24 protein-coding genes are annotated in these 25,386 nt (G+C 58.1%); 13 read left to right on the top strand and 11 right to left on the bottom strand.

The features are described from left to right. Positions 1-489, top strand: a complete 489-nt coding sequence (locus ACZ1GS_RS14085; protein ID WP_472695799.1) for a thioredoxin family protein — start codon at positions 1-3, stop codon at positions 487-489. A gap of 18 nt (positions 490-507) precedes the next feature. Beyond that, on the top strand, positions 508-1,239 hold the full coding sequence (gene gspN / locus ACZ1GS_RS14080; protein ID WP_472695798.1) for a type II secretion system protein N: 732 nt from the start codon (positions 508-510) through the stop codon (positions 1,237-1,239). 57 nt (positions 1,240-1,296) lie between these two features. On the opposite strand, the gene ACZ1GS_RS14075 is transcribed toward gspN, so the two are convergent. Continuing rightward, on the bottom strand, positions 1,297-1,578 hold the full coding sequence (locus tag ACZ1GS_RS14075; protein WP_472695797.1) for a hypothetical protein: 282 nt from the start codon (positions 1,576-1,578) through the stop codon (positions 1,297-1,299). A gap of 212 nt (positions 1,579-1,790) precedes the next feature. Here ACZ1GS_RS14075 and ACZ1GS_RS14070 point away from each other — a divergent pair, with 212 nt between their 5' ends. The 3 genes from ACZ1GS_RS14070 (at position 1,791) to ACZ1GS_RS14060 (ending at position 5,479) form a co-directional block, all read left to right on the top strand. Next, the gene (locus ACZ1GS_RS14070) at positions 1,791-2,792 is read left to right on the top strand and encodes an LLM class flavin-dependent oxidoreductase (protein ID WP_472695796.1); all 1,002 of its coding nucleotides are present in this window, start codon (positions 1,791-1,793) and stop codon (positions 2,790-2,792) included. A gap of 99 nt (positions 2,793-2,891) precedes the next feature. Beyond that, entirely contained in the window at positions 2,892-4,148 is a 1,257-nt protein-coding gene (nhaA, locus tag ACZ1GS_RS14065) for a Na+/H+ antiporter NhaA (RefSeq protein ID WP_472695795.1), read from the top strand. Then, positions 4,145-5,479, top strand: coding sequence for a hypothetical protein (locus ACZ1GS_RS14060; RefSeq protein WP_472695794.1), 1,335 nt, complete (start codon positions 4,145-4,147; stop codon positions 5,477-5,479). Before nhaA ends, ACZ1GS_RS14060 begins: the two co-directional genes overlap by 4 nt. 333 nt (positions 5,480-5,812) lie before the next feature. Here ACZ1GS_RS14060 and ACZ1GS_RS14055 read toward each other — a convergent pair whose 3' ends face one another. Continuing rightward, positions 5,813-6,070 (bottom strand): YjhX family toxin, encoded by a 258-nt coding sequence (locus tag ACZ1GS_RS14055; RefSeq protein ID WP_472695793.1) that lies wholly within the window; start codon positions 6,068-6,070, stop codon positions 5,813-5,815. Positions 6,071-6,441: 371 nt separating this feature from the next. Between ACZ1GS_RS14055 and ACZ1GS_RS14050 the strand changes: the two genes are divergently transcribed. The 6 genes from ACZ1GS_RS14050 (at position 6,442) to ACZ1GS_RS14025 (ending at position 13,969) form a co-directional block, all read left to right on the top strand. Continuing rightward, positions 6,442-8,016 carry an NAD(P)/FAD-dependent oxidoreductase gene (locus tag ACZ1GS_RS14050; RefSeq protein ID WP_472695792.1) on the top strand — a complete coding sequence of 525 codons (1,575 nt, stop codon included), beginning with the start codon at positions 6,442-6,444 and terminating at the stop codon, positions 8,014-8,016. Positions 8,017-8,021: 5 nt separating this feature from the next. Continuing rightward, positions 8,022-8,474, top strand: a complete 453-nt coding sequence (locus tag ACZ1GS_RS14045; protein WP_472695791.1) for a GtrA family protein — start codon at positions 8,022-8,024, stop codon at positions 8,472-8,474. Next, complete coding sequence (locus ACZ1GS_RS14040; RefSeq protein ID WP_472695790.1) at positions 8,471-9,832, top strand: sulfatase-like hydrolase/transferase; 1,362 nt, start codon at positions 8,471-8,473, stop codon at positions 9,830-9,832. Before ACZ1GS_RS14045 ends, ACZ1GS_RS14040 begins: the two co-directional genes overlap by 4 nt. A gap of 63 nt (positions 9,833-9,895) precedes the next feature. Further along, complete coding sequence (locus ACZ1GS_RS14035; RefSeq protein ID WP_472695789.1) at positions 9,896-11,722, top strand: hypothetical protein; 1,827 nt, start codon at positions 9,896-9,898, stop codon at positions 11,720-11,722. After that, the gene (locus tag ACZ1GS_RS14030) at positions 11,719-13,515 is read left to right on the top strand and encodes a hypothetical protein (protein ID WP_472695788.1); all 1,797 of its coding nucleotides are present in this window, start codon (positions 11,719-11,721) and stop codon (positions 13,513-13,515) included. The genes ACZ1GS_RS14035 and ACZ1GS_RS14030 overlap by 4 nt, the downstream gene beginning before the upstream one ends. A 67-nt stretch (positions 13,516-13,582) precedes the next feature. Beyond that, positions 13,583-13,969, top strand: a complete 387-nt coding sequence (locus ACZ1GS_RS14025; RefSeq protein ID WP_472695787.1) for a VOC family protein — start codon at positions 13,583-13,585, stop codon at positions 13,967-13,969. Positions 13,970-14,000: 31 nt separating this feature from the next. Here the strand turns inward: ACZ1GS_RS14025 and msrB are convergent, their stop codons facing one another. The 4 genes from msrB to ACZ1GS_RS14005 form a co-directional block, all read right to left on the bottom strand. After that, positions 14,001-14,507: a peptide-methionine (R)-S-oxide reductase MsrB gene (msrB, locus tag ACZ1GS_RS14020; RefSeq protein WP_472695786.1), complete on the bottom strand. Its 507-nt coding sequence runs from the start codon at positions 14,505-14,507 to the stop codon at positions 14,001-14,003. 80 nt (positions 14,508-14,587) lie between these two features. Then, a complete protein-coding gene (locus tag ACZ1GS_RS14015) occupies positions 14,588-15,901 on the bottom strand; it encodes a cytochrome P450 (protein ID WP_472695785.1) in 1,314 nt (437 codons plus the stop codon). A gap of 120 nt (positions 15,902-16,021) precedes the next feature. Beyond that, positions 16,022-17,233, bottom strand: coding sequence for an ABC transporter permease (locus ACZ1GS_RS14010; RefSeq protein ID WP_472695784.1), 1,212 nt, complete (start codon positions 17,231-17,233; stop codon positions 16,022-16,024). After that, complete coding sequence (locus ACZ1GS_RS14005) at positions 17,230-18,222, bottom strand: ABC transporter ATP-binding protein (RefSeq protein ID WP_472695783.1); 993 nt, start codon at positions 18,220-18,222, stop codon at positions 17,230-17,232. The genes ACZ1GS_RS14010 and ACZ1GS_RS14005 overlap by 4 nt, the downstream gene beginning before the upstream one ends. An 84-nt stretch (positions 18,223-18,306) precedes the next feature. Between ACZ1GS_RS14005 and queG the strand changes: the two genes are divergently transcribed. Continuing rightward, positions 18,307-19,437 (top strand): tRNA epoxyqueuosine(34) reductase QueG, encoded by a 1,131-nt coding sequence (gene queG, locus ACZ1GS_RS14000; protein WP_472695782.1) that lies wholly within the window; start codon positions 18,307-18,309, stop codon positions 19,435-19,437. Between the two features lie 3 nt (positions 19,438-19,440). On the opposite strand, the gene ACZ1GS_RS13995 is transcribed toward queG, so the two are convergent. Both ACZ1GS_RS13995 and ACZ1GS_RS13990 read right to left on the bottom strand, forming a co-directional pair. Further along, on the bottom strand, positions 19,441-19,812 hold the full coding sequence (locus tag ACZ1GS_RS13995; RefSeq protein ID WP_472695781.1) for a hypothetical protein: 372 nt from the start codon (positions 19,810-19,812) through the stop codon (positions 19,441-19,443). Beyond that, entirely contained in the window at positions 19,809-20,528 is a 720-nt protein-coding gene (locus ACZ1GS_RS13990) for an EI24 domain-containing protein (protein WP_472695780.1), read from the bottom strand. Before ACZ1GS_RS13990 ends, ACZ1GS_RS13995 begins: the two co-directional genes overlap by 4 nt. A 108-nt stretch (positions 20,529-20,636) precedes the next feature. On the opposite strand from ACZ1GS_RS13990, the gene ACZ1GS_RS13985 reads away from it, so the two are divergent. After that, a complete protein-coding gene (locus ACZ1GS_RS13985) occupies positions 20,637-21,635 on the top strand; it encodes an adenosine kinase (RefSeq protein ID WP_472695779.1) in 999 nt (332 codons plus the stop codon). 20 nt (positions 21,636-21,655) lie between these two features. Here the strand turns inward: ACZ1GS_RS13985 and ACZ1GS_RS13980 are convergent, their stop codons facing one another. The 3 genes from ACZ1GS_RS13980 to tsaD all read right to left on the bottom strand — a co-directional run bounded on the left by ACZ1GS_RS13980 (position 21,656) and on the right by tsaD (position 25,355). Continuing rightward, the gene (locus ACZ1GS_RS13980) at positions 21,656-23,098 is read right to left on the bottom strand and encodes a lipopolysaccharide biosynthesis protein (RefSeq protein ID WP_472698150.1); all 1,443 of its coding nucleotides are present in this window, start codon (positions 23,096-23,098) and stop codon (positions 21,656-21,658) included. Positions 23,099-23,316: 218 nt separating this feature from the next. Then, on the bottom strand, positions 23,317-24,324 hold the full coding sequence (locus ACZ1GS_RS13975; protein WP_472695778.1) for an NAD(P)H-dependent glycerol-3-phosphate dehydrogenase: 1,008 nt from the start codon (positions 24,322-24,324) through the stop codon (positions 23,317-23,319). Beyond that, positions 24,321-25,355 carry a tRNA (adenosine(37)-N6)-threonylcarbamoyltransferase complex transferase subunit TsaD gene (tsaD, locus tag ACZ1GS_RS13970; protein WP_472695777.1) on the bottom strand — a complete coding sequence of 345 codons (1,035 nt, stop codon included), beginning with the start codon at positions 25,353-25,355 and terminating at the stop codon, positions 24,321-24,323. Before tsaD ends, ACZ1GS_RS13975 begins: the two co-directional genes overlap by 4 nt. Between the last annotated feature and the right edge of the window lie 31 nt (positions 25,356-25,386).

Below are 25,386 nucleotides of genomic sequence, written 5' to 3'. Positions count from 1 at the left end.
ATGCGGATATTGTTGATAATTCTGGGTTTGTTGGTTGTTCCGCTTGCGGCACCGATAGCCGTGGCCGAGCCCGGCGAGGCGGCCCATCCCGAAGCCCGTCCGTTTGACAAGCAAGCGACGGCGGCGGCCGAAGTGGACGCGGCCATGGCGCGCGCCATGGCCGCGGACAAGCGCGTCATTCTCGTCATGGGGGCTAATTGGTGCCATGACAGCCGGGGATTGGCCGGCTGGTTCGCCAAGCCCCGCTTTGCAACGATGCTCGAACCGAAATATGAAATTGTTTACGTCGATGTCGGCTATCGGGATCGCAATATCGCCATCGCCCAGCGTTTCGGGATCGACAAAATTGTCGGTACGCCAACGGTGCTCGTGCTGTCGCCAACCGGCTTTTTGCTGAACCGCAAAACCGCACCGACATGGCGCAATGCGGCGAGCCGGGACGCCGATGACATCTTTGCCTATTTCGCTCAATTTGTTCCAGAATTATAGCAGAGTGAAGGAAATCAGGTGTCCCGCATTTTGACGATATTTTTGATTCTTCTGGCCTTGCTTGCCGTGGCGGTTATTTTCATGCCGCTCAAGCTGGCGGTCAGCATGGCTGGTCTGGATGAAAACCGGTTCTCTGCCCGCAATATTAGTGGGACGATCTGGAATGGGCATATGGAGCAAGTCCAGATCGGCTATTTTGCACTCGGTGATCTCGATGCGAGTGTTCAGTTCCTCCCGTTGCTGACCGGGCAGATCAAGATGGATCTGGCGCGCAACCGGACCGGGGACGATTCTGGACTGTCCGCGACGGTCGGCAAGCGTGGTGGCGGGTTGATGGTCGAGAATGTCTCCACCACCCTGCGCGTCGGCGGCCAGCTGGCACCCTTGCCCGCATCTGATATCGAACTGGATGATGTCAGCGTGCTCTTTGCCAACGGGCGCTGCCAATCCGCGAGCGGAAAAGTGCGGTTATCGCTGGATGCAAATATTCCAGGCCTCGATCTCAAACAAGGTCTGCTGGGCAATGCCGGTTGTTCGGATGGTGTGCTCGTGCTGCCGCTGGTCAGCGGGTCGGGCATGGAAGAGGTGACAATGAAACTCGAGGGCAATGGTTTCTATACCGCCCGCCTGTTCCTGTCGGGCAACAACCGCGCCTGGACCTTGCTGCTCCCCACGCTCGGTTTCCAGCAAGTGTCCGATGGCTATGCGATGAAGATTGCCGGACAGTTGGGCAGCAAGATCCAGCGTTGAATTCCGTCAACAGCGGCAGACAAAAGCAGCTGATTTGAGGGTCTGTCCGATGACCAGCTACCGCCGGTAATAATTGATTTTTTTGCGCCGGTAGGTTTTCTGGCCGGAAATTTTCTCAAACATATAGCGCGCGGATCGCGAAGGCCAGCGGGAGGTGACGGATATTAGCCGCAATGGATATTCCATGCAGATCCGGGCGAAGGTGAACGGAAAAAGGTAGAAGTTCCGGCGCGCAAAACGGGCAAGGTCGGTATGTCTGAAAAAGCGGACATAGAGTCCGACGGAAATCAGGCTTAACAACAAATAGAGAATCGCTCCGGAAACCGCGTAATAGATCATATCAACATCCAAGTTGGTCGACCCTATTCTTCCCGGGGAACAGGCGACTCATACAAATGCAATTTACAGTCCGTTACATGATAATACAAAAAACTGCAATATCAAACCTGTCCGTTTGCGCATTTGGGGTTCGATTTCATTCAGGACATTCTTGCGGTTCAGGGATGGAAGCCCTACCAATCATGAAACCGTGATCGAGCAAGGAATAATTGATGTCGAAATCCGTGAAATTCTCGATACTTGATCTTTCACCTGTGCCGCAGGGCAGCGATGTCAAAACCGCCTTGGACCGGTCGCTGGCACTGGCACAGCATGGCGAGGCCCTGGGCTTTGAACGGTTCTGGATGGCGGAGCATCACGGCATGGCCGGGATTGCCAGTGCCGCAACATCAGTGGCCCTGGCCCATATTGGCGCCGGGACGCGGTCGATCCGTATCGGCGCGGGTGGCATCATGCTGCCCAATCACGCGCCCATGGTGATTGCTGAGCAATTCGGAACGTTGGAAGCGCTGTTCCCCAGCCGGATTGACCTCGGTCTGGGCCGCGCACCGGGATCGGATCAGCGGGTAGCGCAAGCCTTGCGCCGCAATCTCGACAGCGACCCTAATGCGTTTCCGCGGGATGTCGTCGAGTTGCAGGCGCTGCTGGAAGGCGATGAGCGCCTCGGCATCCAGGCGACACCGGGTGCCGGCGCAAAAATCCCGCTCTATATTCTCGGTAGCAGTCTTTTTGGCGCGCAACTGGCGGCCGCGCTTGGTTTGCCCTATGCTTTTGCATCGCATTTTGCGCCCCAGGCTCTGGATGATGCGCTCGCCATTTATCGCCGCGATTTCAAGCCATCGGCGCAGCTGGACGAGCCCTATGTGATGTGCGGGTTCAATATATTTGCGGCGGATACGGATGATGAAGCCGAGCATCTGGCAACCTCGATGATGCAAAGCTTCGTCGCTCTGCGCACCGGCAATCCTGGAAAATTACCGCCACCGGTGGCGGGCTATCGCGAGAGCCTCCCGCCCCAGGCGCAAGCGATGCTCGGACAAGTGATGCAGGGCAGCGCGATCGGCAATCCGGATGCGGTTCTCAAGGGCGCACGCGCCTTTCTCGAGCGCACCCAGGCCGATGAGCTGATTGTCTGTGGATCGATCTTTGATCAGTCGGCGCGCGAAAAATCCTACGGGCTGGCGGCGGAAGTGCGTGATCTAATAGCCGCATAGACTGGCAATTGCACCGGGACGGGCGATATCAGGCCTTGATTTTAAAAACTGGTCTGCGCAAGTGTGCCGCAACCGTCTGATTACCGAAAAAGGTTCTGTATGCCTCTCGACAAACTGAAACGAACGGGCACCAATTCCGCCCTGCGCAATTTTCTGAAAAGCGAAGCGGCAGGCGGCATTTTGCTAATGATTGCGGCTGCGCTGGCGATGATCGTGGCGAACAGCCCGCTCTACGACATGTACCACCATTTTCTGCACGAATTGAAAGGGCCGGTGCTGTCCAAGAAACTCGGACCGATGACCCCGCATTTGTGGATCAACGACGGTTTGATGGCGATTTTCTTCCTGCTGGTCGGGCTCGAGATCAAGCGGGAATTTGTCGATGGACGGCTCAATACCTGGGAGCGTCGCCGACTGCCGGTTCTGGCCGCTGCCGCCGGGATGGTTGTTCCGGCGATCATCTATCTGTTCGTGGTGCAGGGCGATCCCCAGCTGACCAACGGCTGGGCTATCCCCGCAGCGACCGATATTGCTTTTGCCATCGGTGTGCTGGCGTTGCTGGGTCCCAGAGCGCCAACATCGCTCAAGCTTTTTCTGGTCACCGTCGCGATTGTCGACGACATGGGCGCCGTGGCGATTATCGCGCTGGTTTACACGGCCGAGATTAACGGGGCGGCCTTGCTTGCCTCGGCCGTGATATTGGGCATCATGTACACGATGAACAAGGCTGGAGTGAAGTCGCTGATCATCTATCTGTTCTTCGCCTTGCTGCTCTGGTTTGCGGTGCTGCTGTCCGGTGTCCATGCGACGATCGCCGGTGTGCTCGCAGCGCTCGCCATTCCGATTGTTGTTACGCCCGGGTCACCGGATGCCGAGGATTCACCGCTGCACCGGCTGGAGCATGGGATTGCGCCGTGGAGCGCGTTTCTGATCGTGCCGGTCTTCGGCTTCGCCAATGCTGGCGTCTCGCTCGAAGGGATCGGTATCGATCAGATATTTGCACCGCTGCCGCTGGGCATTGCGGCGGGTCTGTTCCTGGGCAAGCAGGTCGGCATTTTTGCCAGCGTATGGCTGGCGGTCAAAACCGGCTTTGCGGGCCGTCTTGGCGGTGCCAGCTGGTTGCAGGTCTACGGCGTGTCGATGCTGTGCGGAATTGGCTTCACGATGAGCCTGTTCATCGGCGCCTTGGCTTTCCCGGGCAATGCATTGCTGATCGAAGAAGCGAAGATCGGGGTGCTCGGGGGATCGTTCCTCTCGGCGATTATCGGTTATTGCATCCTCCGCTTTGCGCCGCAGGAAAAGCATCTCGACTCGCTCGAAGAGGATGAGGCGCAGCAATTGAAGGCGGTGCTTTGAAACCGCTCGGATTGCCGCTCGGCGCGCTGTCTCTGGCGCTGGTGAGCTGTTCCTATCCGACGCCTGCAGAGCCTGTGGCGGCGGTCCAGCCGGCGGCCCCAATAAAAGCCACTGCTGTTGATGCGATAGCGGAAGATTATGTCAAACTGACTTTGGCACTGGGCGAACAGGAGGCCGGTTATGTGGACGCCTATTACGGGCCCGCGGAATGGGCCGCCGCCGCCAAGACCGATCCGCGGTCGCTCGTCGAGCTTGGCAATGCCATCGTGCGGCTTATGGAACGGATTGATGCGCTTCCGTCGAACCCTGATCCCCTGACGGAATCGCGCAAGCGTTTCCTCTCGGCCCAACTGGAAGCCGCACATACCCGCCATGCGATGATGTCTGGCGAGACTTTTCCGTTCGTCAAGGAAGCGGAAGGTTTGTTCGGTGTCACGCCGGTTATTCGGCCGCTGACCGACTTTGATCCGATCCTCGCGGAGATCGAACGGATCGTACCGGGTACCGGTCCGCTCAGCGCACGTGTAGACGCGTTTGAACAGCAATATGTCATTCCCAAGGACAAGCTGAAACTGGTGTTCGACACCGCGATCGCAGAGTGCAAGAAGCGGACCGAGGCCTATTTTGACCTGCCGGAATCCGAGAATTTCCGGATGGAATTTGTCACGGACAAAAGCTGGAGCGGCTATAATTATTATCAGGGCGGGTATCAGAGCCTGATCCAGATCAACACCGACTTGCCGATCAAGATTTCGCGCGCGGTCGATCTCGGTTGCCACGAAGGCTATCCCGGCCATCACGTCTATAATATGCTTCTCGAACGCAATTTGACCAACACGCGCGGCTGGCAGGAATTTTCGGTCTATCCGCTCTATTCGCCGCAGAGCCTGATTGCCGAAGGCTCGGCCAATTACGGGATTGAGTTGGCTTTTCCGGGCGTCAAACGGCTCGAATATGAACGCGATGTGCTCTATCCTCTGGCGGGACTGGATCCCGAGACGGCGAGCGCCTTCTGGGCTTTGCAGATCGCCAAGCAAGCGCTGACCGGCGCGCGCATGACGATCGCGCAGCGCTATCTCGACAAGGAAATATCGCGCGACGAAGCGGCCAGCGCGCTGATGAAATATCAGCTGGTCAGCCGCGAGCGGGCCGAACAATCGCTGGACTTTAATGACCAGTACCGCAGCTATGTGATCAACTATGGCCTCGGCCTGGACATGGTCCGGGCCTGGGTCGAAGCCCAGGGGGATGCTCCGGTCTGGCGCTGGAAGGCGATGGAAAAGCTACTCAGCGAACCGCTATTGCCGGTGGATTTGGCGGATCAGGAGTAAGGCGTTTAGAGGCTAGCGGTGCATTTGACACAAAAGTCCCAATTTTCAGACTTCTGCAGTGGGAATGATGTGACCATTCAGTTCGATCGCGGATGCTTGCTCGTCATGCTATCAATCCTGAATCTGTAACCTAAATTCGTCATGCTGAACTTGATTCAGCATCCAGAGCGGCCAACACAATTATTGCGGTTTTACGCTCTGGACCCCGGATCAAGTCCGGGGTGACGAGAATATCGGCGTGTTTCATTCATTCCGCCTTCAGTGCGCCGATTTCAGCATCACTTACCGGACGGATCGGTGGTTTGATATTCTGGTTTGGCATAATATCTTCCTTTATCGGTTATCAAGTTGGGATCGAACGGAGCGGCGACCGAGGAGCGAGATGCGATAGGGCGCTCCGTTGCGCGACTGGATCAGACCTCTGCGGCGCAGCCGCGCGAACACGCTGAGCGTGCAATCGGACAGCACATAGCCATCTCTCGTCACGCACATGACCTCGTCAATCTTGCTGTTATTGTTGCGTTTGTGGCGGATATGCCCGCCTTGCGCCAACGCGTGGAGCACGCGCTGTTCGGCTTTTGAAATATTCATTATCTGTACTCGGAATAGAAACCATAAGGCAGGACAAAGCCAAGGGTGCGCACTGCGCACCGGCTTTGTCATCGCTCTGATTTGAACCGCAAAAGGGCTTCAAATCAGCTGGTTGTTACATTCTCTAACAAAAACGCTCCGAGTATAAGCGCGCAAATCCGCGCTGCTGAGGCCACCTTTTTAGGGGATATTGGCCCCAATCGCAACCGCAATTCGATCCCGTGCCATCGGTTCGTCCACCACCCCGTCTCTTGTAAAATCCCATTTTCGAACGATTCGTTAACCACTCGCTAACCAATTTCGTTCACTCCGGTTTCTGAAACATAAACCAGTGCCTTGTGGGCACATGTTTTGAACAGGGAACGGAATTTATGACTACCGAAACAACCGGCACCAACGAACCCGTCGACGTCGCCATTATCGGCGCAGGTCCTGCAGGACTGACCGCAGCCTATCTGCTCAGCAAAAAGGGCCACTCGGTCACCGTGATCGAAAAAGATCCGACCTATGTCGGCGGGATCAGCCGGACAGTCGAATATGAAGGTTTTCGCTTTGATATTGGCGGACACCGGTTCTTCTCCAAGTCCAAAGAAGTGGTCGACCTGTGGAACGAAATTCTGCCCGACGATTTCATTCAGCGGCCGCGGATGAGCCGGATCTATTATGAAGGCAAATTCTACAGCTATCCCCTGCGGGCGTTTGAAGCCTTGTGGAATCTCGGCATCTGGCGGTCGACCCTGTGCATGGTGAGCTATGCCAAGGCGAAAGTTTTCCCGAACAAAAATGTGAAGAGCTTCGAGGACTGGACGGTTAACCAGTTCGGCTACAAGCTCTATTCGATCTTTTTCAAAACCTATACCGAGAAAGTATGGGGCATGCCCTGTGACGAAATGTCGGCCGACTGGGCGGCACAGCGGATCAAGGGCCTGAGCCTGTGGAGCGCGGTGACCGATGGTCTCAAGAGATCGCTGGGACTCAATAAGAAACCCAATGACGGCATGGAAACCAAAACCCTGCTCGAAACCTTCCGCTATCCGCGTCTCGGACCCGGTATGATGTGGGATGCGGCGCGCGATTTTGTTCGCAACAAGGGCAATAAAGTCCTGATGGGGCACAGCCTCAAGCAGCTCGCCCAGGATGCCGACGGCAACTGGCGGGTCAGCGCGTCCACCGATGACGGCGAAGTCGTGATCAACGCAAAACATGTCATCAGTTCCGCGCCGATGCGCGAATTGGCGACCCGGATCCATCCCTTGCCGCAATCATTGCCGGAAGCGCAGGATCTCAACTATCGCGACTTCCTGACCGTCGCGTTGATGGTCAAATCCGAAGATCTGTTCCCCGACAACTGGATCTATATCCATGACGATCGTGTGCAGGTTGGCCGGGTGCAAAATTTCCGCAGCTGGTCGCCAGAAATGGTACCGGATGAATCGATCGCCTGTGTCGGTCTTGAATATTTCTGTTTCGAGAATGACGGTCTCTGGTCTTCTTCCGATGAAGAACTGGTGGAACTGGCCAAAAAAGAAATGGCGATCCTCGGTTTGTGTAATCCGGAAGATGTGGTCGGCGGCGCGGTTGTGCGTCAGGAAAAAGCTTATCCGGTTTATGACGACAGCTACGAAACCAATGTGGAATCGATGCGCAGCGATCTTGAAGACCGTTTCCCGACGCTGCACATGGTTGGTCGCAACGGCATGCACCGCTACAATAATCAGGATCACGCCATGATGACGGCGATGCTGACGGTCGAGAATATCGAGGCCGGTACACGCAAGTGGAATGTCTGGAACGTCAACGAAGATGCTGAATATCACGAATCCGGTGATGAAGGTGCGGAAACGGTGATCCCTGAGGATCGGGCGGCTGCGCTGGAATCGATGCGTGATGTCCCGACTCGGATTGACGGCGACACGCCAGAAGCCAAGCCTTCGAAAGCGGCTTAAGAACCATGGAGCGCAGCGGCCAGGACAGACGATCAACCGTCGGGGTCTGGGTAGGCAATCTGCCCGGCCCGCTGGCGCTGTTGAACCGCTTTTCCATCACCCGGTATCTGATCGCCAGTGTGGTCAGCCTGGCCTTTGACGTCGCGCTGTTCATGGTGCTGGTGGCCTTTGCCACCGATCCCGGCTGGGCTTCGGCTGCAGGCTATACCGCCGGTATCATCGTGCACTGGATCATCTCCTCGAGCTTTGTCTTTCCCGGCAAGGCGCGCGAAGGCGCTGCGCTGCAATTGCAACGGCTGGGCTTTGTCGGCACCGCCATTTTGGGCCTCGGTATCACGGTCAGCATTGTCAGCTGGCTCACCGATCTCGGCACTTTGCCGGTGCTCGCCAAGGGTGCGGCAGTCTTTGTCAGCTTTTTCGTGGTCTACCTGACCCGCAAGTTCGGAGTATTCCGGTGACCACGGCGATAAGCGCGAACCCGATCCCTGCTCCGCAACCGGAGCAGACCCGCGATAGCGAGTGGAGGGGATTTCTCAACTGGGCGCTGGTCTGGATCGGGCTCACCAATATCAGTTTCATGGCTTTGTGGATCGTCGGCGCACCGCCGCGTTATGGCGAAATCTTGGTCATTGCGCTGATCGGTCTGCTGATCAAAAATGCCAGCTTCCTGGTGCGCTACTGCTATTTTTTCGCGGTGATGGTGTGGACGACGCTCAATTTTGTCGCCGATATCTTCAATCTCGATATCCAGCGGCTGTTGTCCTCGATCAAATTCGTTTTCTCGATCCAGCTCGCCACATCGGCCGAATATATCGCCGTGGCGATTGGCGTGGTGGCGATACTCGTGATCGGCTTTTTCCTGTTGCGGCGGGACAGCAGCTTCTCCAAATGGTCGCTCAGTCTGGCAGGACTGGGTCTCGCCTTTGGCGTTGCGGCGATTGACTATCAAATTGCCGGCGAAATGCGCGGCCATTACAAGCGCGCGGCCCCGGCGGGCGCCCCGTTCTCTTCGGCCATGGAGCAAAGCGGCATGCCCACCCGTGCCGATGGCCAGCGTCATCTGATATTGATCATGGTGGAATCGCTCGGCCAGCCGGTCGACAATGCCGAAATGGATAAGTTGCTTTTTGCGCATTACAAGAACAGCGACGCCATCGCCGCGCGCTACGACCTGTCCAGTGGCACCAGCCCCTTTTTCGGTAGCACGACAGCTGGCGAGATTCGGGAAATGTGTGGCCGCTGGGGAGACTATTTCCCGCTGATGGAAGCGTCGGACCCATCCTGTCTGCCTAACCAGCTGCAGGCCAAAGGCTATGACACGGTGGCGATGCACAGCTTTAACGGCATCTTTTTCGACCGCCATCAATGGTATCCGAATATCGGCTTCCAGCAACAGGAATTTGCCGAGGATCTGGTCGCCAATGGCGCAAGCGCCTGCGGCGGGGTTTTCCCTGGAGCCTGTGACCGCGATATTCCCGGACAAATGGCGGAAAAGCTGAAGAAGGCAGAGAAGCCTACCTTTCTTTACTGGCTCACCGTCAACTCGCATCTGCCGGTGCTCGAAGGGCATAATCTCAATGTCGAGAATTGCGATCGCATTTCGGCCGAGCTGGCGACCAACTATCCGCATATCTGCACCCAGTTTGCAGTATGGGACGATGTCGATCAGGCCGTCATTCAGCAGATTACCGCAAGCGACTTTCCGGATGCGGACATCCTGCTGGTCGGCGACCATATGCCGCCCTTTTTCGATCGCCATCATCGTCGTCAGATCGATCCCGGTCATGTTCCCTGGCTCTATCTGAAACGCAAATAAGCCGTTATTATCCATGGAGAAACCGGCGATAAACGTGCGCAGTCCGGAAGGGGCAGAGTCGCAATGAAGCAGTTCTGGGATGAACGCTTTTTCAAGCAGCAGATAGCATTGCTCTGGGCGACGCTGTCCGGATTGCTGCTGTTTGCGCAATGGTCCAATATCGCGATTTTCCAGATGGGCGATGCTGATGATCATTTGCGCTTGGTCCAGGTGCGCGACTGGCTGGCGGGACAAAGCTGGTTTGATGTCACCCAATATCGGATCAACGCACCCGACGGAGGCCCGATGCACTGGTCACGTCTGGTGGATGTGCCGCTGGCTGCGATCATCGTCATCCTGAAGCCGCTTATCGGGCAGATGCAGGCCGAAAAATGGGCCGCGGCGCTCATTCCCTTGCTGACGCTCGGTTGTGTGCTGGTCCTGACCGCTGGCATCGCGCGCCGTCTTTTCGGCCACAAGGCGGCTCTGCTGGCCGCCGCTGCCATTTTTGCGATTGTGCCCGCGATAAATCAGCTCTTGCCGATGCGGATTGATCACCATGGCTGGCAACTGGTGCTGTTTCTGACCTGTTTCCATGGCCTAATCGGTATCCGCTCGCCGCTTTGGTCCGCTTGTATTCTTGGGCTCGCGTCAGCGCTCTGGCTGGAAATTTCGGTTGAGGCCTTGCCGTTCGTCATATTGTTTCTCGGTCTCCTGGCGTTGCGTTGGATCTGGCCGGGTGAGGGCGATGGCCGAGCCGGTCGCGAGATTCAGTTCCCGGTGGCGTTGCTCGCTACGGCAATCGGGTCAGCGGCCCTGTTTGTGATGACCGAAGGCCTGCAGCCGGTTGGGAACCATTGTGATGCCCTCTCGCCTTTTCACGTTGCCGCCTGGGCGACGCTGGCGCTGGTTATCAACGCCGCGATCTGTACAGCGCGGACGGTTGGCCGACCTCTGAATGTCGTTTCCAAACTTGCTATCAGCGCTGTCGCGGCGGGGGCTGCGGCCTTTTGCGTGCTGACCATGGCGCCCCAATGTGCCGGCGACGCCTTTGCCAGTCTTGATCCCGTGGTGCGCGAATATTGGTTTGACCGGACGCCGGAAGGTTTGCCGTTATGGGCCCTCGATGGCCGCCAGTGGATTGCACCGCTTGCCGGTTTTGCGGTCGGCGTCGCTGCGGTGCTCTGCCTGTTTCACCGTGGCACCACGGTCACCGGGATGGACCGCATTTTGATCGCCTTGCTGTTCGCCGGGACGGTGCTTGTCGGGCTTTATGTCTCGCGGGTTGCGGTCTATGCGCTGGTCATCGCGACAATTCTTATTGCCCCCGTGGTGCTGGCCATGTTCCGCAAGAGCGATGCGCTATCCGGTTTGTTACCGCGCATGGGATTGCGGATTTTGGCGGCGTGTCTGCTGGTGCCAACACTGGTCGGACCGTTAGTCTTTCAGCTGCTGGCTACCCCTGCGGCCGCCGCAAGCAACGCCGCACAGGCTGCGGAAAAGACCCGGTTTGAAAAAGCCTTTGCCTGTCATGAACTGCCGGCCATTGTCGCTCTGGATCGTCTGGCGCCGGCACGGGTGATGACGGGTCTGGATGTCAGTCCTTCGATCTTGCAACATAGCGGTCTTGCTATTGTCGCAACGGGACATCATCGCAATCAAGCCGCCATGAAAGATGTGATCGAAACCTTCACTGGCACTGCTGAAACGGCGCGCATGATCATGCAGCGGCGTAATATTGACTATCTTGTCGGGTGCGACGGCAGTCCCGAATTGCGCTATTATGGGCTGCGGGCGCCGGACAGATTCTGGATGCAGTTGCACAAAGGCCAAAGCTTTGACTGGTTGGAACCGCAGCCGATGATCGGACCCTATCAGGTCTGGCGGGTGCGGCCGGGTGCGGGATCATGACGGAACAACCAGCATCTGATCCGCGGTCATCGTCGCTGCTCCCCGGAGTGGCGCTGATCTGGCTGGCTGTTTGCGTGGTGCTGATCGCGGTTACCTTTCCCAATATCCTGTCGGGCATGGGCTGGGGGCCGGATGATCAACTGCGGCAAGTCCAGCTGCGGGATTGGCTTGCCGGACAAAGCTGGATCGACAGCCATCAATATCGGATCGGCGATCCGAGCTCCGCGCCGATGCACTGGACACGTCTGATCGAACTGCCGCTGGCGGCGGTGATCCTTGTGCTGAAGCCCTTTGTCGGAGCCGCCGCCGCCGAAACCGCTGCGATGGTAGTTATTCCGTTGGTCACGCTGGCGCTGGTGATGCTGCTGGTCGCCAAAATCACCCGGCAAATATTCGACCGACGCACCGCCTGGCTTGCGGCGGCGCTGACCGCGACCGCGGTTCCTGTTATCGCTCAATTGCGCCCGATGCGGATTGATCATCATGGCTGGCAGATCGCGCTGGCGCTATTGGCGCTGTGGACGCTGTTCTGGCCGGCACAGCGGAAAGCCGGTCTGGTCCTGGGCGCGACCTTGGCGCTGTGGTTATCGATATCGCTGGAAGGCTTGCCCTTGTCGATCGGGTTTATCGGCCTGCTGGCGTGGCGCTGGATTCGCGATGCCGAAACGGGACCTCGCTTGTTCTGGACATTGGTGGGTTTCCTCGGTGTGAGCATCACGCTGTTCTGGATCAATCATGGTCATTTTGAATTGTGGCGGAGCTATTGTGACGCGATTTCAACCGGCCATTTGGTCGCCGGTCTGGCCGGCGCTGGCATCTTGTTGCCCGCGCTCCATTTCAAACCCGCTGCCATCAGCCTGCGACTGGCGGCGCTTGGCCTGGCGGCTATTGCCGGTTTCGTGGTGCTATACTGGATCACGCCCGATTGTCTGGGCAGCGCCTTTGGTCGTCTGGATCCGATGGTTCGCGATTATTGGTTGGTCAATGTCCGCGAGGGTCTGCCGCTCTGGAAACAGCCATGGACGGATAATGTGACAGTTTTCGGTGGTGCGATATTGGTCGGACTCGGCGGGCTGTTCGTGCTGCTTCGTTATCATGCCGACGCGATCGACAAAGACCGGTTTTTCATCCTTGCCTATGCCCTGTTGTGGGCGGTTCTGGTTTCGATATTCGTGCAGCGCGCTGCTGCGACGGCGGCGGTGTTTGCCTTGCCGTTCATGGCGTGGGCGGTGGAGCATGTCTTTGCCAAGGCGCGCGCGTTGAAAAGCCCGGCTGTCCGTATCGCCGCGACTGTCGCGGTGGTGTTTCTGATCCTGCCCGGTCCTTTGTTGCTCGCGGCCGTCAACACGGTCAGCGGTCCGGATGAAAAGACCCGATTGACACAAAAGCGGCAGGAGGCCGACGATCCGCTATGCGGATCAGCTGCATCCCTGACAAAGCTCAACGCCTTGCCGCCAACCTCGATCATGGCGCCGTTCGATTTCGGTCCTGCGATTCTTGTGCAGACACCGCACAAGGTGCTTGCCACCAGCCATCACCGCAATGATGCCGCGATGGGTGACCAGATCCGGGCCTTCTCCGCTTCCCCGCAAGACGCACGGGATATTCTGGATTTTCGGAATATCCGCTATATCGTCGCCTGTCCCGATGTCGCCGAGCTTGGCCTCTACACCGCACGGAACCCTGGCGGCCTGTGGGATCAACTGGCGCAAGGACGCACGCCATCCTGGCTGCAACCTGTCCATTTGCGGGACAGCGGCCTATTAGTTTGGCGAGTGGTGTCAAAACAGTGATGTAAACGATCGTAAAGCATGATAGCTATTTCCCTAGGGGCAGGGAGAATAGGTCGAGGAGGGACAATTGGCAAAAATCACCGGACTCGGCGGCGTTTTTCACAAAGTGAAAGACCCCGCTGCCACACGGGCATGGTATAAAGACACGCTGGGACTGGATGGCGAATATGGGCCGATGCTGAGCTGGTCCGAGGAGACTGGCGACCAGCCCTATAGCCTGATCAGCCATTTCAATCTCGATACCGACTATCTCGCCCCCAGCGAGACCAGCTTCATGATCAATCTCCGGGTTGATGATCTCGATGCCTATGTCGCCGACCTCCGGGACAAGGGTATCGAAATTCTCGGACAGGTGGATGAGGGTTATGGCAAATTTGCCTGGATTCTCGATTGCGACGGCGTGAAGCTGGAATTCTGGCAACAGGTTGAAGCGCCGGACGCACCCGCCGGTTGAAAGCCTTGTTCGCTGGCCATCGGTGCGGTGGCTAAGCGGGGATGAATCGCAAAGCCAGGCCGTTGATACAATGCCGCTTGCCGGTGGGTCGCGGACCGTCATTGAAGATATGGCCGAGATGGCCGCCACAGCGGCTGCAATGCACTTCGGTTCGTGCATAGCCGATTTTATAGTCGGTGGAAGTGCCGACACGCCCTTTGATCGGAGCCCAGAAACTGGGCCAGCCAGTACGGCTGTCAAATTTGGTTTTCGAGGAATAGAGGCCAAGATTACAGCCGGCGCAGGCAAAGATTCCAGCCCGTTTTTCCTGGTCCAAAGGACTCGAATAAGCCCGCTCAGTGCCGGCCTGGCGCAAAATGCGATAGCGCGAGGGTCCGAGCCGTTTCTTCCATTCAGCCGGCGTACGGGTAATGGCAAATTTCTTGTCGGATTGCGCGGCCGCGCGGCTGCTGTACAGGCCGGTGGCTGCCACGCCAGCACAAGCACCGGCTCCAACCAGCGCGGTGGTCAATATCATGCGGCGACTGATGGGCGTCATAATCCTATTCCTTTGCTATTCCCCTTATATTCGGGGCAAATTTCACAAAGGTTACAATATGGGTGGTGAACCGCGGCTGATCAATATTTGGAGAGCTTGACCTGCATTTTGCGGAAGCCGTGGACGAAACAGGCATGCACGCGTTTCAGCTCACCGGTAAGATTGATCTGCATTCGCCGTTTGGCCATTTCTTCCATCAGGATGCGGATTTGCAGTTCGGCCAGACGCGCGCCGACACAGCGGTGAATGCCGTAACCAAAGGCCAGATGGCGCCGCGCGTTTTCGCGCTCGACATCAATCTGGTCGGCATTTTCAAACACGGTTTCGTCGCGATTGGCGGAGATATACCACATGATGATCTTGTCGCCCTTTTTGATCTCATGACCAAATAAGTCGGCATCCTGGGTCGCGGTGCGCCGCATGTGAGCCAGCGGTGTTTGCCAGCGGATGATTTCCTGCACCGCATTGGGGATCAGGTCCGGATTGTCCTGCAGTTTCTTGCGCTGGTCGGGAAACTGATCGAGACCATAAGCCAGGCCGGACATGGTGTTGCGGGTCGTATCATTGCCGCCGACGATCAGCAGCACCAGATTGCCCATGAACTCCATCTGGTCCATGTCTTTCATCGCTTCGCTGTGGATCATCATCGAAATCAGGTCAGGCGTCGGCTCCGCGTTGACCCGCTCGTTCCAGAGATTCTGGAAATAGGCGCCCATCTCATAGAGAATTTTCTGCCGTTGTTCATCCAGTTCCGGTGCCAGCGAAAGCTCGACATCGCCCGCCCAGTCCGACCAATAGGTGAGCAGGCGGCGATCATCCCAGGGGAAGCCGAACAAAATGGCGAGCATGCCGGTGGTTAATTCGATCGACACCTTGTCGACCCAGTCAAATTCGGTGTCCCATGGCAGTCCATCGAGAACCTCTGCGGTGCGGGTGCGGATCTCGTCTTCCATCCGCTTCATTTCGGTTGGCGTGAAGGCGGGAGCAACGGTGCGGCGCTGGCCAGTATGTTTGGGGCGGTCCATGGCGATAAACATCGGCAACTGGAAATCGTTATTGTCGCGATTGTCGGCGATCGTAATCCCGCCAGCGTCGACATCGGATGAATAGATATCCGGCAGCGCCTCGATATGCTGGATCGCCTTGTGACCACAAATGTTCCAATAGGCGCCATAGGCCGAATCTTCGACCTTGTTGATCGGGGCATTGGCGCGCATCTCGGCGAACGGCGCCCGCCACAAATCCTTGCTGTACAGATCGGCGCGACTCACATCGCGCGGATTGGCATTGGCATCCGCGATCGGCGGATTGGCTTCGTACCAGGCTTCCAGGGCTTCTGCCGCGGTGGGCGAGGTGGTCAACGTATCTGCATTCAGCACGGGATTGGTAGCCATGATTCTCTCCTGCCGTTGCCCATTTTTGGCAATCGGTTGCGTTTCAAAACCCGTTCAGTCTCTATTTATTGACAGCAATGTCAATGAATTTTCGTCAGATGACGATCAATTATAGGCAATTTACTCAGCGGTTCTGCCGGTTAGACGGGCGATAATATTGATTTTTTTGCCGCTGTTGCCGGACTTCATGACATTGCGGCGGAACAGCATCACGCTGAATCGGATGATCAGCAGGGTGAATATCGCCTGCCACGCCAGGGCGAGTCCATGTTGCCAGATATTGTCCATCTGGGCCGCCCGTGCGATCATCGCAAAGGGCGAGCTGAACGGGAAGAGCACCGCGAACCACTCGACCGGTTCACCCAGCTTGGTGATCGAGGAAAAGGCGAGAAAGAAGACCAACAACTGTCCCATGGTCACCGGCATCGACAGCGTTTGGACTTCGCGGACGGTGGTCGCCATGGCACCAATGCCAAGGAACAGCGATCCGAGCAGCAGATAGGCCATCGAGAAATAAAGCACCAGCAGGATGCAGAATAGCGGCCAGCCCACAGCGGGCGGCGTGACTTGCGGCATGCCGGAAATGATCGCCGATACACCGATAAAGCCGAGCGTGGACCAGACCGCGATGCCGACCAGTGCCATGCCGAGCATGGCAAATAATTTACCGAGAAAAATCGCATCCATGGGAATGGCTGCCGCCAGAATCTCGATGATCTTATTGGTTTTTTCCTCAACCAGATTGGACAGCACCATGCCGGCGAGGATCATCGTCAGCAGGATCAGGATCGCTTGTCCGCCCTGCGCTGTGGCAAGCTGGGTACGCTTTTTAGCACTTTCGGTATCGGCCACCAGGTCGGTACTGACCGACACCGCTCGAGAGCCGGTGAGGGCGGTCTCGGCCAGCAAAGCGGTTTTGCCTGTCCATCGGTTGATATCGTCTTTGGATCCCGTGAGACGCGGCGATTCCAGCGATCCCGACAAGATTGCTGTCAGTGGTTGCTCCGCCGTGTTGAGATAGCGCCGGATATCGGGATCGTCGGGATTGGCGTTGGGCAAAATCTGCAGTTCCGGGAAACTGCGGCTGCCCAGGCTTTTGGATAAGGCGGCACGGGCTGCGATCAGGCGATCGGCTTCGTCGGCGGCCAGCGCTACGCCGAAGACCGGACGGTCAATATCCTGATTGACCTGCTGCCCGAGGCCGCCTGCGGCGATTCCGATCGCCAGCGGGAAAATCGGTCCGAGCAAAAAGAAGAAAAAGGATTTGGAAAAAATGATCGCGGTGAAGTCACGGCGAGCGATGACAAAAGCCGCGCGGATGGTCTCAATCATGCGATCGCTCCTGTTTCAACCGACTCTGAAGCGGCATCTTCTTCCATTTTTCGGGCAACGGCTTCGCCGGCAATATGGACAAAGGCATCATGGAGCCCCGGCCGTTCAATCGACAGGGATTCGATGCCGGCATCCCCTTCGATCAGCGCCCGCAGCAACGGCTCAACCCCGCTTTCAGGTAAGGTGAAATGCCAGTTGTGACCGAGCGGTTGGCAGTCGGAGGGAATGGCAGAGCGCCATGGGCCATCAAGATTGCGGGTTTCCAGATGCACTTGTGGCCGCAGGCGGTCCCGTGCCGTTGAAACCTTGCCGGTGAACGGAATTTTGCCGTTGGCAACAATCGCGATATCTTCACATAAGCGCTCGGCATGGGCGATAACGTGGGTTGAGAAAATCACCGTCACGCCCTTGTCAGCCTGATCCCGGATCAGCCGTTCGAGCTTGCCCTGGTTGAGCGCATCGAGGCCCGAAAAGGGTTCGTCGAGAATGATCAGCGCCGGTTCGTGAACAATCGTGCCGAGCAACTGAACGGTTTGTGCCATGCCCTTGGACAATTGGCGGATCTGTTTGTCGATCGCGTCACCCAGGCCGTGTTTCTCCATCATGTCCTTGCCGCGTCGCCGGCCTTCGGCGAGCGGCAGACCCCGCAAAGCCCCCATGAAAGCAATCGCATCATAGGCTTTCATCGATTGGTACAGGCCGCGTTCTTCGGGGAGATAGCCAACCTGATGGGCTTTGCTGATCGGGTCTGCAGATCCCAGCAGCAATCGCTCGCCGTCATCCGGATCAATAATGCCCAGCAGCATCCTCAGGGTCGTGGTCTTGCCGGCGCCATTCGGACCCAGAATGCCGAAAATGCTGCCCCGTTTGATTTCAAGATCAATGCCGTCAACCGCGATTTCGCCATCAAAATGCTTAACAATATGACGGGCTTCCACCGCCAGTTCGGGGCTGGGATCGGAAAGCGGACTGGAAACATGCGAGGTCATGCGCGACTTTCAAACAAGGGGGCCGGAAAAAGAACCCAAAATGGGACTGGTATATCCGGACTCGGTGATTGATAGTGGCCGGATATGGCTGATGACAAGTTAAGATTGACCGAAGCGATCGAAAAAAAAGTGCGGGCGGAAGGCTTTGCCGCTTGTGGTATCGCGCCGGCCCGATTGGCGCCGGAGACCGGCAAGAGGCTTCAGGCGTGGCTGGCAGAGGGCGGTCATGGCGACATGATCTGGATGGAGGGGCGAGCGGACCAGCGCGCGGATCCCCAGAGCCTGTGGCCGGAGGTCCGGTCGGTGATCATGCTGGGCATGAGCTACGCACCGGAACGCGACCCGTTCGCCCTGGCCGACATTGGCGATCGCGGGCGAATATCCGTTTATGCACAGGGAAAAGACTATCACGACGTGGTAAAGTCGGCGCTCAAGAGAGTGGCGCGCTGGCTGGTCGAGACCAGTGATTGTGCGGTCAAAGTCTTTGTCGACACCGCCCCGGTGATGGAGAAACCGCTGGCCGAGGCTGCGGGACTGGGCTGGCAGGGCAAACATACCAACCTTGTCAGCCGCAGCCACGGTAGCTGGCTGTTCCTCGGTGCGATCTACACCACGGCAGATCTGGTGCCAACCGCCGCGGGGCAGGATCGTTGCGGGCGATGCACCGCTTGCCAGGATATCTGCCCGACCAATGCGTTTCCCGCGCCTTATCAGCTCGATGCCAAGGCCTGCATTTCCTATCTGACGATTGAAAATAAGGGCCCGATTCCAGCCAAATACCGCGCCGCGATGGGGAACCATATCTATGGGTGCGATGATTGTCTGGCGGCCTGTCCCTGGAACAAGTTTGCCCAGTCTGCCGCAGCCCATAAGGCTTTTCTGCCCCGCGCCGAACTGGCAGCGCCCAAGCTGGGTGATCTGCTCGCGATGGATGATGCGGGGTTTCGCAAGATATTCTCGGGCTCGCCGATAAAACGGACCGGCCGCGACCGCATGGTCCGCAACAGCCTGATTGCGGCGGGCAATAGCGGGGATGCAAGTCTGATTGACCCGGTCGGCGCTTTGCTGGATGACGAGGCTACGGTGGTGCGCGGCGCCGCGATATGGGCGCTGTCTCAGCTTGATCCGGAACGGTTCATCAGCGAGAAAACGATGCGCGCTAGCAAGGAAAGCGACCCGATGGTGCAAGCCGAATGGTTGGGCGATCCGGTCTGAGTTCTAGCGCAAACGCAGCGCGTTCACGCAAGACACACGGTCGACTTCAGCACCATCGCTGCGCCGGGTATCGACATGGGTCACGCGGCCTTCGCCACCCTGTTCCTGGGGGTAGAGATAGGCATCCAAAATGCAGGCACCACTGGAAAACTGTAATTTCCGCGCCGGCGCTTCGACCACATCGGCTTGCGGATCCCCGAATATCCGTTTGAGCTGACCGGCCGTTTTGCCCATGACCAGCTCCAGCCCCGCAACTTTGCTGAGCGGCGATTCCGCAACCGTCGGCGTGTTGGCTGTCGGTTGCGGGACAACACCAGTGGAAGCGCAAGCCGCAAGGGCGGGAAGGACCATCAGCAGGGGCAAGGTACGGATCATGAGTTCTGCTCGCTTGATAAGGCGCCATCATGGCGGTGAACGTTACGATGACGGTGAACCAGATGGGTAGCCATAGCGGCTCCGAGGACCGGTGCAAGAAAATTGACAAACGGCACTGCGAGCAACAGCGCAGTGATTAATCCCAGGCCAAAGCGGCGGCTTTTGCCAATATGCCAGGCCGCATCAATCTGCCCGGGGACGGCGGTGTGCCGGGCGCCGACCATGTCCTGCAAATCGCGCCCGATCAGGATCGCATTGACCGCAAAAAAGGCGATCGGTGCGCCAACGCCGGTGACCAGCAACAGGATATAGAGCGGCGCCGCGAGCAGATTATAGGCGACCGCGCGGCCAACCGATGCCAGGCCCATTTTTATGCCCGTTGCCATGCTGGGCGGTTGCGCGGTCACTGCGCGCTCCGGATAGTGCACGGCTTCCACGGCATCGACCACCTCGTCGGAAAAAATGTTCAGCACGAACATTGCGATGAGACGGAAAAGGAAAATGCCGGTGAATATTGCGATGAGGGCCGCAAGCGCTGCCGCCGCAAAACCGCTGCTATCCCAGGAGGCCCAGGCAAACAGCCAGACCAGAAGGAAATAGGCGCCTACACCAAACACCACGAACAGAGCCAGGGACAGTAGCAAGACCTTGGCGAGCAGCTGCAAGATGCGGCGATCGGTCAATTGGCGGAGGGCGAGAAGCAAAGCGTCAATCATGCGGTCTCTTGTCATGGAACAGCTATGACCGTCAATTCTGCTTGAACGCAACCGCGCTTGGCCTTAACGCACAGCGCTTCAACCCAAGCCAATTTTCAGGAAATATATATGTCCACCGAAGCCCGTTACGATATTGTTGCCGTTGGCAACGCGATTGTCGATGTTATTGCTCAGGCGGATGACAGTTTTCTGGAAGAAGAGCAGCTGGCCAAGGGATCGATGACCTTGATCGATGCGGATCGGGCGACCCAGCTTTATCAGGACATGGGCGTGGCGCGCGAGATTAGCGGTGGCTCGGGATCCAACACGCTCGCAGGTGCATCTACACTTGGGCGACAATGCGCCCTGATTGCGCAGGTTGCCGATGATCAGTTGGGCGAAGTGTTTACCCATGACATCCGGGCCACCGGGATTGATTTTGACGTTCCGCCGCTAGGCAAGGAGCCGCCTACGGCGCGCTGCTTGATTTTGGTGACACCGGATGCCCAGCGGACGATGAATACGTTTCTCGGTGCGTCGCAGTTTCTGCCGCCAGCGTCAGTCGATGCCGATCTGATCGCGAGTGGCGCGGTGCTCTATCTCGAAGGCTATTTGTGGGATGCGGCCGAACCCAAGGCTGCGATGGCGCTGGCGATTGATATTGCCCAGAAAAATGACCGCAAGGTTGCGTTCACGCTGTCGGACGGATTTTGCGTCGACCGCCACCGGGATGATTTCATCGGTTTGATCCAGGATGGCAAGATTGACATATTGTTCTCGAACGAAGCGGAAATCATGTCTCTGTGCGAGACAGAAGACTTTGATGCAGCGGTCGCTCAAACCGCGAAATATGTCGATATTCTGATTGTAACGCGCAGCGAACAGGGCGCGATTGCGGTGCGTGACGGGAAAACCTATGCGGTGGGAGCCGAGCCGGTAGACAAGATTGTCGATACCACCGGTGCCGGCGATCTGTTCGCAGCGGGCTTTCTCAGCGGCTATAGTGAAGGGCGGTCGATGGAAGATTGTCTGACCATCGGAGCGATCGCAGCGGCCGAAGTGATTTCCCATTATGGCGCACGCCCGGAAGCGGATCTGAAAGCGCTGGTGGACCAGCGGTTCGGTTGATTGCCGGCGCGGCTGCAGCCTCAGCTTTTCATCTTGAATAGCTTGCGGTCTTCGGGGCCAAAGCCCCATTTCCAGATCACGAAGGCATAGCTGCCGAGAATCATCGGGATGCCGAGGATCAGTTCCGCCCATTCCGGCAGATAGGTCGCGAGATAGCCCACGGCTGTGCCGACCATGGCCGCGAGAATCAGCGACCAGCGCCAGCCATTTACTGGTGCCTTGAGCAGTTTCGACAGGAAAATGGATTTGACGACCGAGGCATAAGCCAGTGCAACCATCAGCGCAGCAGCGACGGCTGCCGCCTGGAATAGTGGGCTCCAGCCCAGCCGGACACAGATCTGGATGAACGCAACGCTCAACCCCGCTTGCAACAGCAACATCGACAGAGAGATCAGCAAATTGCGATGGCGGGCGATGTAGACCAGTGCCGATTCGCTGACCACGGCCGTGGCCGCCACCGCTTCTGCGGCCAGCAGAAAGGCCAAGGCGCCGGTGCCGCCCACAAAGCCTGGTCCAACCAGACCCATCACGGCTTCGCCGGGAATAGCCAGCGCCAGCGCGATGCCGGCCTGAGCAGCGATGATCCAGAAGCCGACCTGGCTAACCTGCTGGGCAATGCCTTTGAGATTGCCGGCTTCGAGATTACGGGTGATTACCGGCCCAAGGATCGGATCAAAGCTGGTTTTGAGTTTCTGCGGCAGGCTGGCGACCTGTTGCGCGATATAATAAATCCCGACAATGGCGGGTGACGCAAACAGACCGAGAATCGCAAGATCCAGACGCCGGGAACCCCATTCGGCGGCATCGGCGGCGGCCAGGGGCATATTGTGGCGCGCAAGCTTGGCGATCGCCAGCGGCTTGGGCCGCCAGCCCCAGGGCAGGCCATAGCTTCTGAACAGCGGCCAGAGCGAGGCCAGCAATGCGGCCAGCATCGATACGACATAGGACAGGATCAAGCCGTCACGCAGCGAATAATAGGAGAACAGAAAGGCGGCGATGCTGATCGTCCAGGGCTCGACGATCGAGCGCGCACGCACGGTGGACGCGATGTCATAGCGATAGGCCAGGGCGGCAAGCGCAATGTCCGCCCCTGCGATGGTGAATATCACCAGTGGCAGGAAGCGATCAAAGCCGTTGATTTCACTGTTCGGGAACATGATTTCAGGAACCAGAATCAGCAGGACCGCGGCCAGCAGCGAGGCGAAAAAGCTCACCAGCAGGCCGTCCCAGACGACATGGACATGTGGCCTTTCGGTGCGGCTCAGCTGTTCCGCCAGGCCCCGCTTGAGGCCCAGTGTCGCCAGCTGCGCTGCAAATTCAACGATCAAAATCGCATAGGCAAAGCGGCCCAGCGCTTCGGCGCCATAAATCCGGCCGGCAATGAACAGGAAGGGGAGGCGCGCGGCCAGCCGCAGCAGAAAGCCGAAAATATTGGTACGGCCACCCTTGGCCAGCGCCGCAATATCTTCCTTATTGTCGCTACCGGCGCCATCGACCGGGTCATCGGCCGCCGGAGACGCGGTTCCAAATGATGATGAGCCAGAAGGGTTCGGGCTGGTCAAAAAAAGGTCTCCGGATGAAAAAAGCGTTTGAGCTGGGCGTGATTTACAATCAAGCCTCAGGCTTTACGCCACTGAAAAGCTCTTGTCATCTTTTGCACCTGTATGACGTTTGAACGACGCTATCGGCGCTCTGGCGCCAGCGGCCGGCTCATCAAGGCTCTGACGATCGAAGGGGTATCGGTGTCGCCTTGCAACAGATCGCACACCGCATCGACGATCGGCATGTCGATTCCGCGCTGTCGGGCGTCGCGCTGCAGGACCGGCGCGGTGAACGCGCCCTCTGCAACGGTTGCGCGATCAACCATCAAGGTCGCGGCGGACTGGCCTTCACCAAGCCCTTTGCCGAGCGAGAAATTGCGCGAGCTGGTGGACGAGCAGGTCAGGACCAGATCGCCAAGGCCACACAGGCCGGACAAGGTTTCGGTCTCGGCTCCGCGCGCCGCGCCATAGCGCAACATTTCGGCAAAGCCGCGGCCAATCAGCGAAGCGCGGGCGTTTTGACCGAGACCGCTGCCGTCCACCACGCCGCAGCCGATCGCGAGGACATTCTTGATGGCACCGCCAATTTCAGCGCCAACAATATCGGTTGAAAAATAGGGCCGGAAACTGGCTTTCGCGACCAGTGGATAGAGCTGGTTCCATAAAGCTTCAGTTTCACAGGCGAGGGTTAGCGCGGTAGGAAGGCCTTGCGCCACTTCATGGGCGAAGGTCGGTCCGGACAACACCGCGATCGGATTGTCCGGCCGCACCGCTTTGGCGACCTCGCTCATCAGCATATGCGTGTCGTTTTCCATGCCTTTGCTGCACAGCAATAGCGGCGCATCGGTCGCTGGCAAGGCCTCGAGACTGGCGCGCATATGCTGGGCGGGCGTGACAATCACCAGTGCATCACAACCCGCAAGGTCCGTCATGTCATTGGTTGCGCGGATCTGCGGTTGCAGGGCATGGCCAGCCAGAAAGCTGCGGTTCTCATGGCTGCTATTGATCTGGTCAACAACCTGCGGTTCGCGGGCCCAGAGCAGCAGCTGGTCGGTCCCGTCGCACAGGACCTGCGCCAGCGCCGTGCCCCAGGCGCCGGCACCGACCACGCCGATCAGGGGTTTTGTTTGGTTTTGCATTTCGGTCATGCTTTGACTCCTGCTCCGCGGGCTTTTTCTGCACCCGGATCGAGCGGCCAGCGCGGGCGCGCCAGGCAATCGAGCGTGTCGGTCAGACCGGCGGCCAGGCGCTCGGCACCGGCCCAGGCGATCATTGCGGCATTGTCGGTACATAACCATCCCGGCGGCGCGGTGAAATCCATGCCATGGTCGGCGGCCAGCTGCTCAAGCATGGCCCGGATCGGTCCATTGGCCGCAACACCGCCAGCGACCACGAGATGGTCGACTGGATCATGGTCCCGGATCGTTTTTTCGAGGCGATCCTGCAGACAATCCACGGTGGCCTGCTGAAAGGCGGCGGCAATGTCTTCGGGGCGGTGCTCTCCGGTCTGGTGCGCGCGCAGGACTGCGCTTTTGAGACCGGCGAAGGAAAAATGCGGTTCTTTGGACCGGAGCAGCGGCCGTGGCAAAGGCACGGCCTGCGGATCGCCCTGAGCCGCGAGTTGCTCGACTTTGGGTCCGCCGGGATAGCCCAGGCCCAATATTTTTGCGGTCTTGTCAAACGCTTCCCCCGCAGCGTCGTCTATCGTGGTGGCCAGGCGCTGATAGCGATCGACGCCTTCGACGCGCAAAATCTGGCAATGTCCACCAGAGGCCAGCAGGAGCAGATAGGGAAAAGAGAGATCCGGATTGCTGAGCCGCGGCGACAGCGCATGGCCTTCAAGATGATTGACCGCGATCAGCGGCTTGCCGGTCGCCATCGCGATGGCCTTGCCGGTAACCAGCCCGACCATCACGCCGCCGATCAAGCCTGGACCAGCGGTCGCGGCAATTGCATCCACTTCATCCAGTGTCCTATCCGCTTGCTTTAGCGCAGCAGCAATCAGCGGCGACAGGATCTCGGCATGTGCCCGCGCGGCAATCTCGGGAACGACCCCGCCAAAGGGGGCATGGGCGGCTTCCTGTCCGGCCAGTTGATGGGCCAGAATCTGGCGATCTGAAGTGACCAGTGCTGCTGCTGTTTCGTCGCAGCTCGATTCCAGACCCAAAATGATGCTCATGTCACTGGTATCTAAGCCCTGAACCGATTAG

The sequence above is a fragment of the Parasphingorhabdus sp. W113 genome (assembly GCF_055693205.1).
Note: the sequence above shows the minus strand (reverse complement) of the source record. Positions and strands in the feature narration are given on the sequence as shown.

Excerpts from the sequence above, each read along its gene's own strand:
- ACZ1GS_RS14085 (WP_472695799.1), top strand. The coding sequence starts at position 1 with ATGCGGATATTGTTGATAATTCTGGGTTTGTTGGTTGTTCCGCTTGCG.
- ACZ1GS_RS14075 (WP_472695797.1), bottom strand. The coding sequence starts at position 1,578 with ATGATCTATTACGCGGTTTCCGGAGCGATTCTCTATTTGTTGTTAAGC.
- ACZ1GS_RS14070 (WP_472695796.1), top strand. The coding sequence starts at position 1,791 with ATGTCGAAATCCGTGAAATTCTCGATACTTGATCTTTCACCTGTGCCG.
- nhaA (WP_472695795.1), top strand. The coding sequence starts at position 2,892 with ATGCCTCTCGACAAACTGAAACGAACGGGCACCAATTCCGCCCTGCGC.
- ACZ1GS_RS14055 (WP_472695793.1), bottom strand. The coding sequence starts at position 6,070 with ATGAATATTTCAAAAGCCGAACAGCGCGTGCTCCACGCGTTGGCGCAA.
- ACZ1GS_RS14050 (WP_472695792.1), top strand. The coding sequence starts at position 6,442 with ATGACTACCGAAACAACCGGCACCAACGAACCCGTCGACGTCGCCATT.
- ACZ1GS_RS14045 (WP_472695791.1), top strand. The coding sequence starts at position 8,022 with ATGGAGCGCAGCGGCCAGGACAGACGATCAACCGTCGGGGTCTGGGTA.
- ACZ1GS_RS14035 (WP_472695789.1), top strand. The coding sequence starts at position 9,896 with ATGAAGCAGTTCTGGGATGAACGCTTTTTCAAGCAGCAGATAGCATTG.
- ACZ1GS_RS14030 (WP_472695788.1), top strand. The coding sequence starts at position 11,719 with ATGACGGAACAACCAGCATCTGATCCGCGGTCATCGTCGCTGCTCCCC.
- msrB (WP_472695786.1), bottom strand. The coding sequence starts at position 14,507 with ATGACGCCCATCAGTCGCCGCATGATATTGACCACCGCGCTGGTTGGA.
- ACZ1GS_RS14015 (WP_472695785.1), bottom strand. The coding sequence starts at position 15,901 with ATGGCTACCAATCCCGTGCTGAATGCAGATACGTTGACCACCTCGCCC.
- ACZ1GS_RS14010 (WP_472695784.1), bottom strand. The coding sequence starts at position 17,233 with ATGATTGAGACCATCCGCGCGGCTTTTGTCATCGCTCGCCGTGACTTC.
- ACZ1GS_RS14005 (WP_472695783.1), bottom strand. The coding sequence starts at position 18,222 with ATGACCTCGCATGTTTCCAGTCCGCTTTCCGATCCCAGCCCCGAACTG.
- queG (WP_472695782.1), top strand. The coding sequence starts at position 18,307 with ATGGCTGATGACAAGTTAAGATTGACCGAAGCGATCGAAAAAAAAGTG.
- ACZ1GS_RS13995 (WP_472695781.1), bottom strand. The coding sequence starts at position 19,812 with ATGATCCGTACCTTGCCCCTGCTGATGGTCCTTCCCGCCCTTGCGGCT.
- ACZ1GS_RS13990 (WP_472695780.1), bottom strand. The coding sequence starts at position 20,528 with ATGATTGACGCTTTGCTTCTCGCCCTCCGCCAATTGACCGATCGCCGC.
- ACZ1GS_RS13985 (WP_472695779.1), top strand. The coding sequence starts at position 20,637 with ATGTCCACCGAAGCCCGTTACGATATTGTTGCCGTTGGCAACGCGATT.
- ACZ1GS_RS13975 (WP_472695778.1), bottom strand. The coding sequence starts at position 24,324 with ATGACCGAAATGCAAAACCAAACAAAACCCCTGATCGGCGTGGTCGGT.
- tsaD (WP_472695777.1), bottom strand. The coding sequence starts at position 25,355 with ATGAGCATCATTTTGGGTCTGGAATCGAGCTGCGACGAAACAGCAGCA.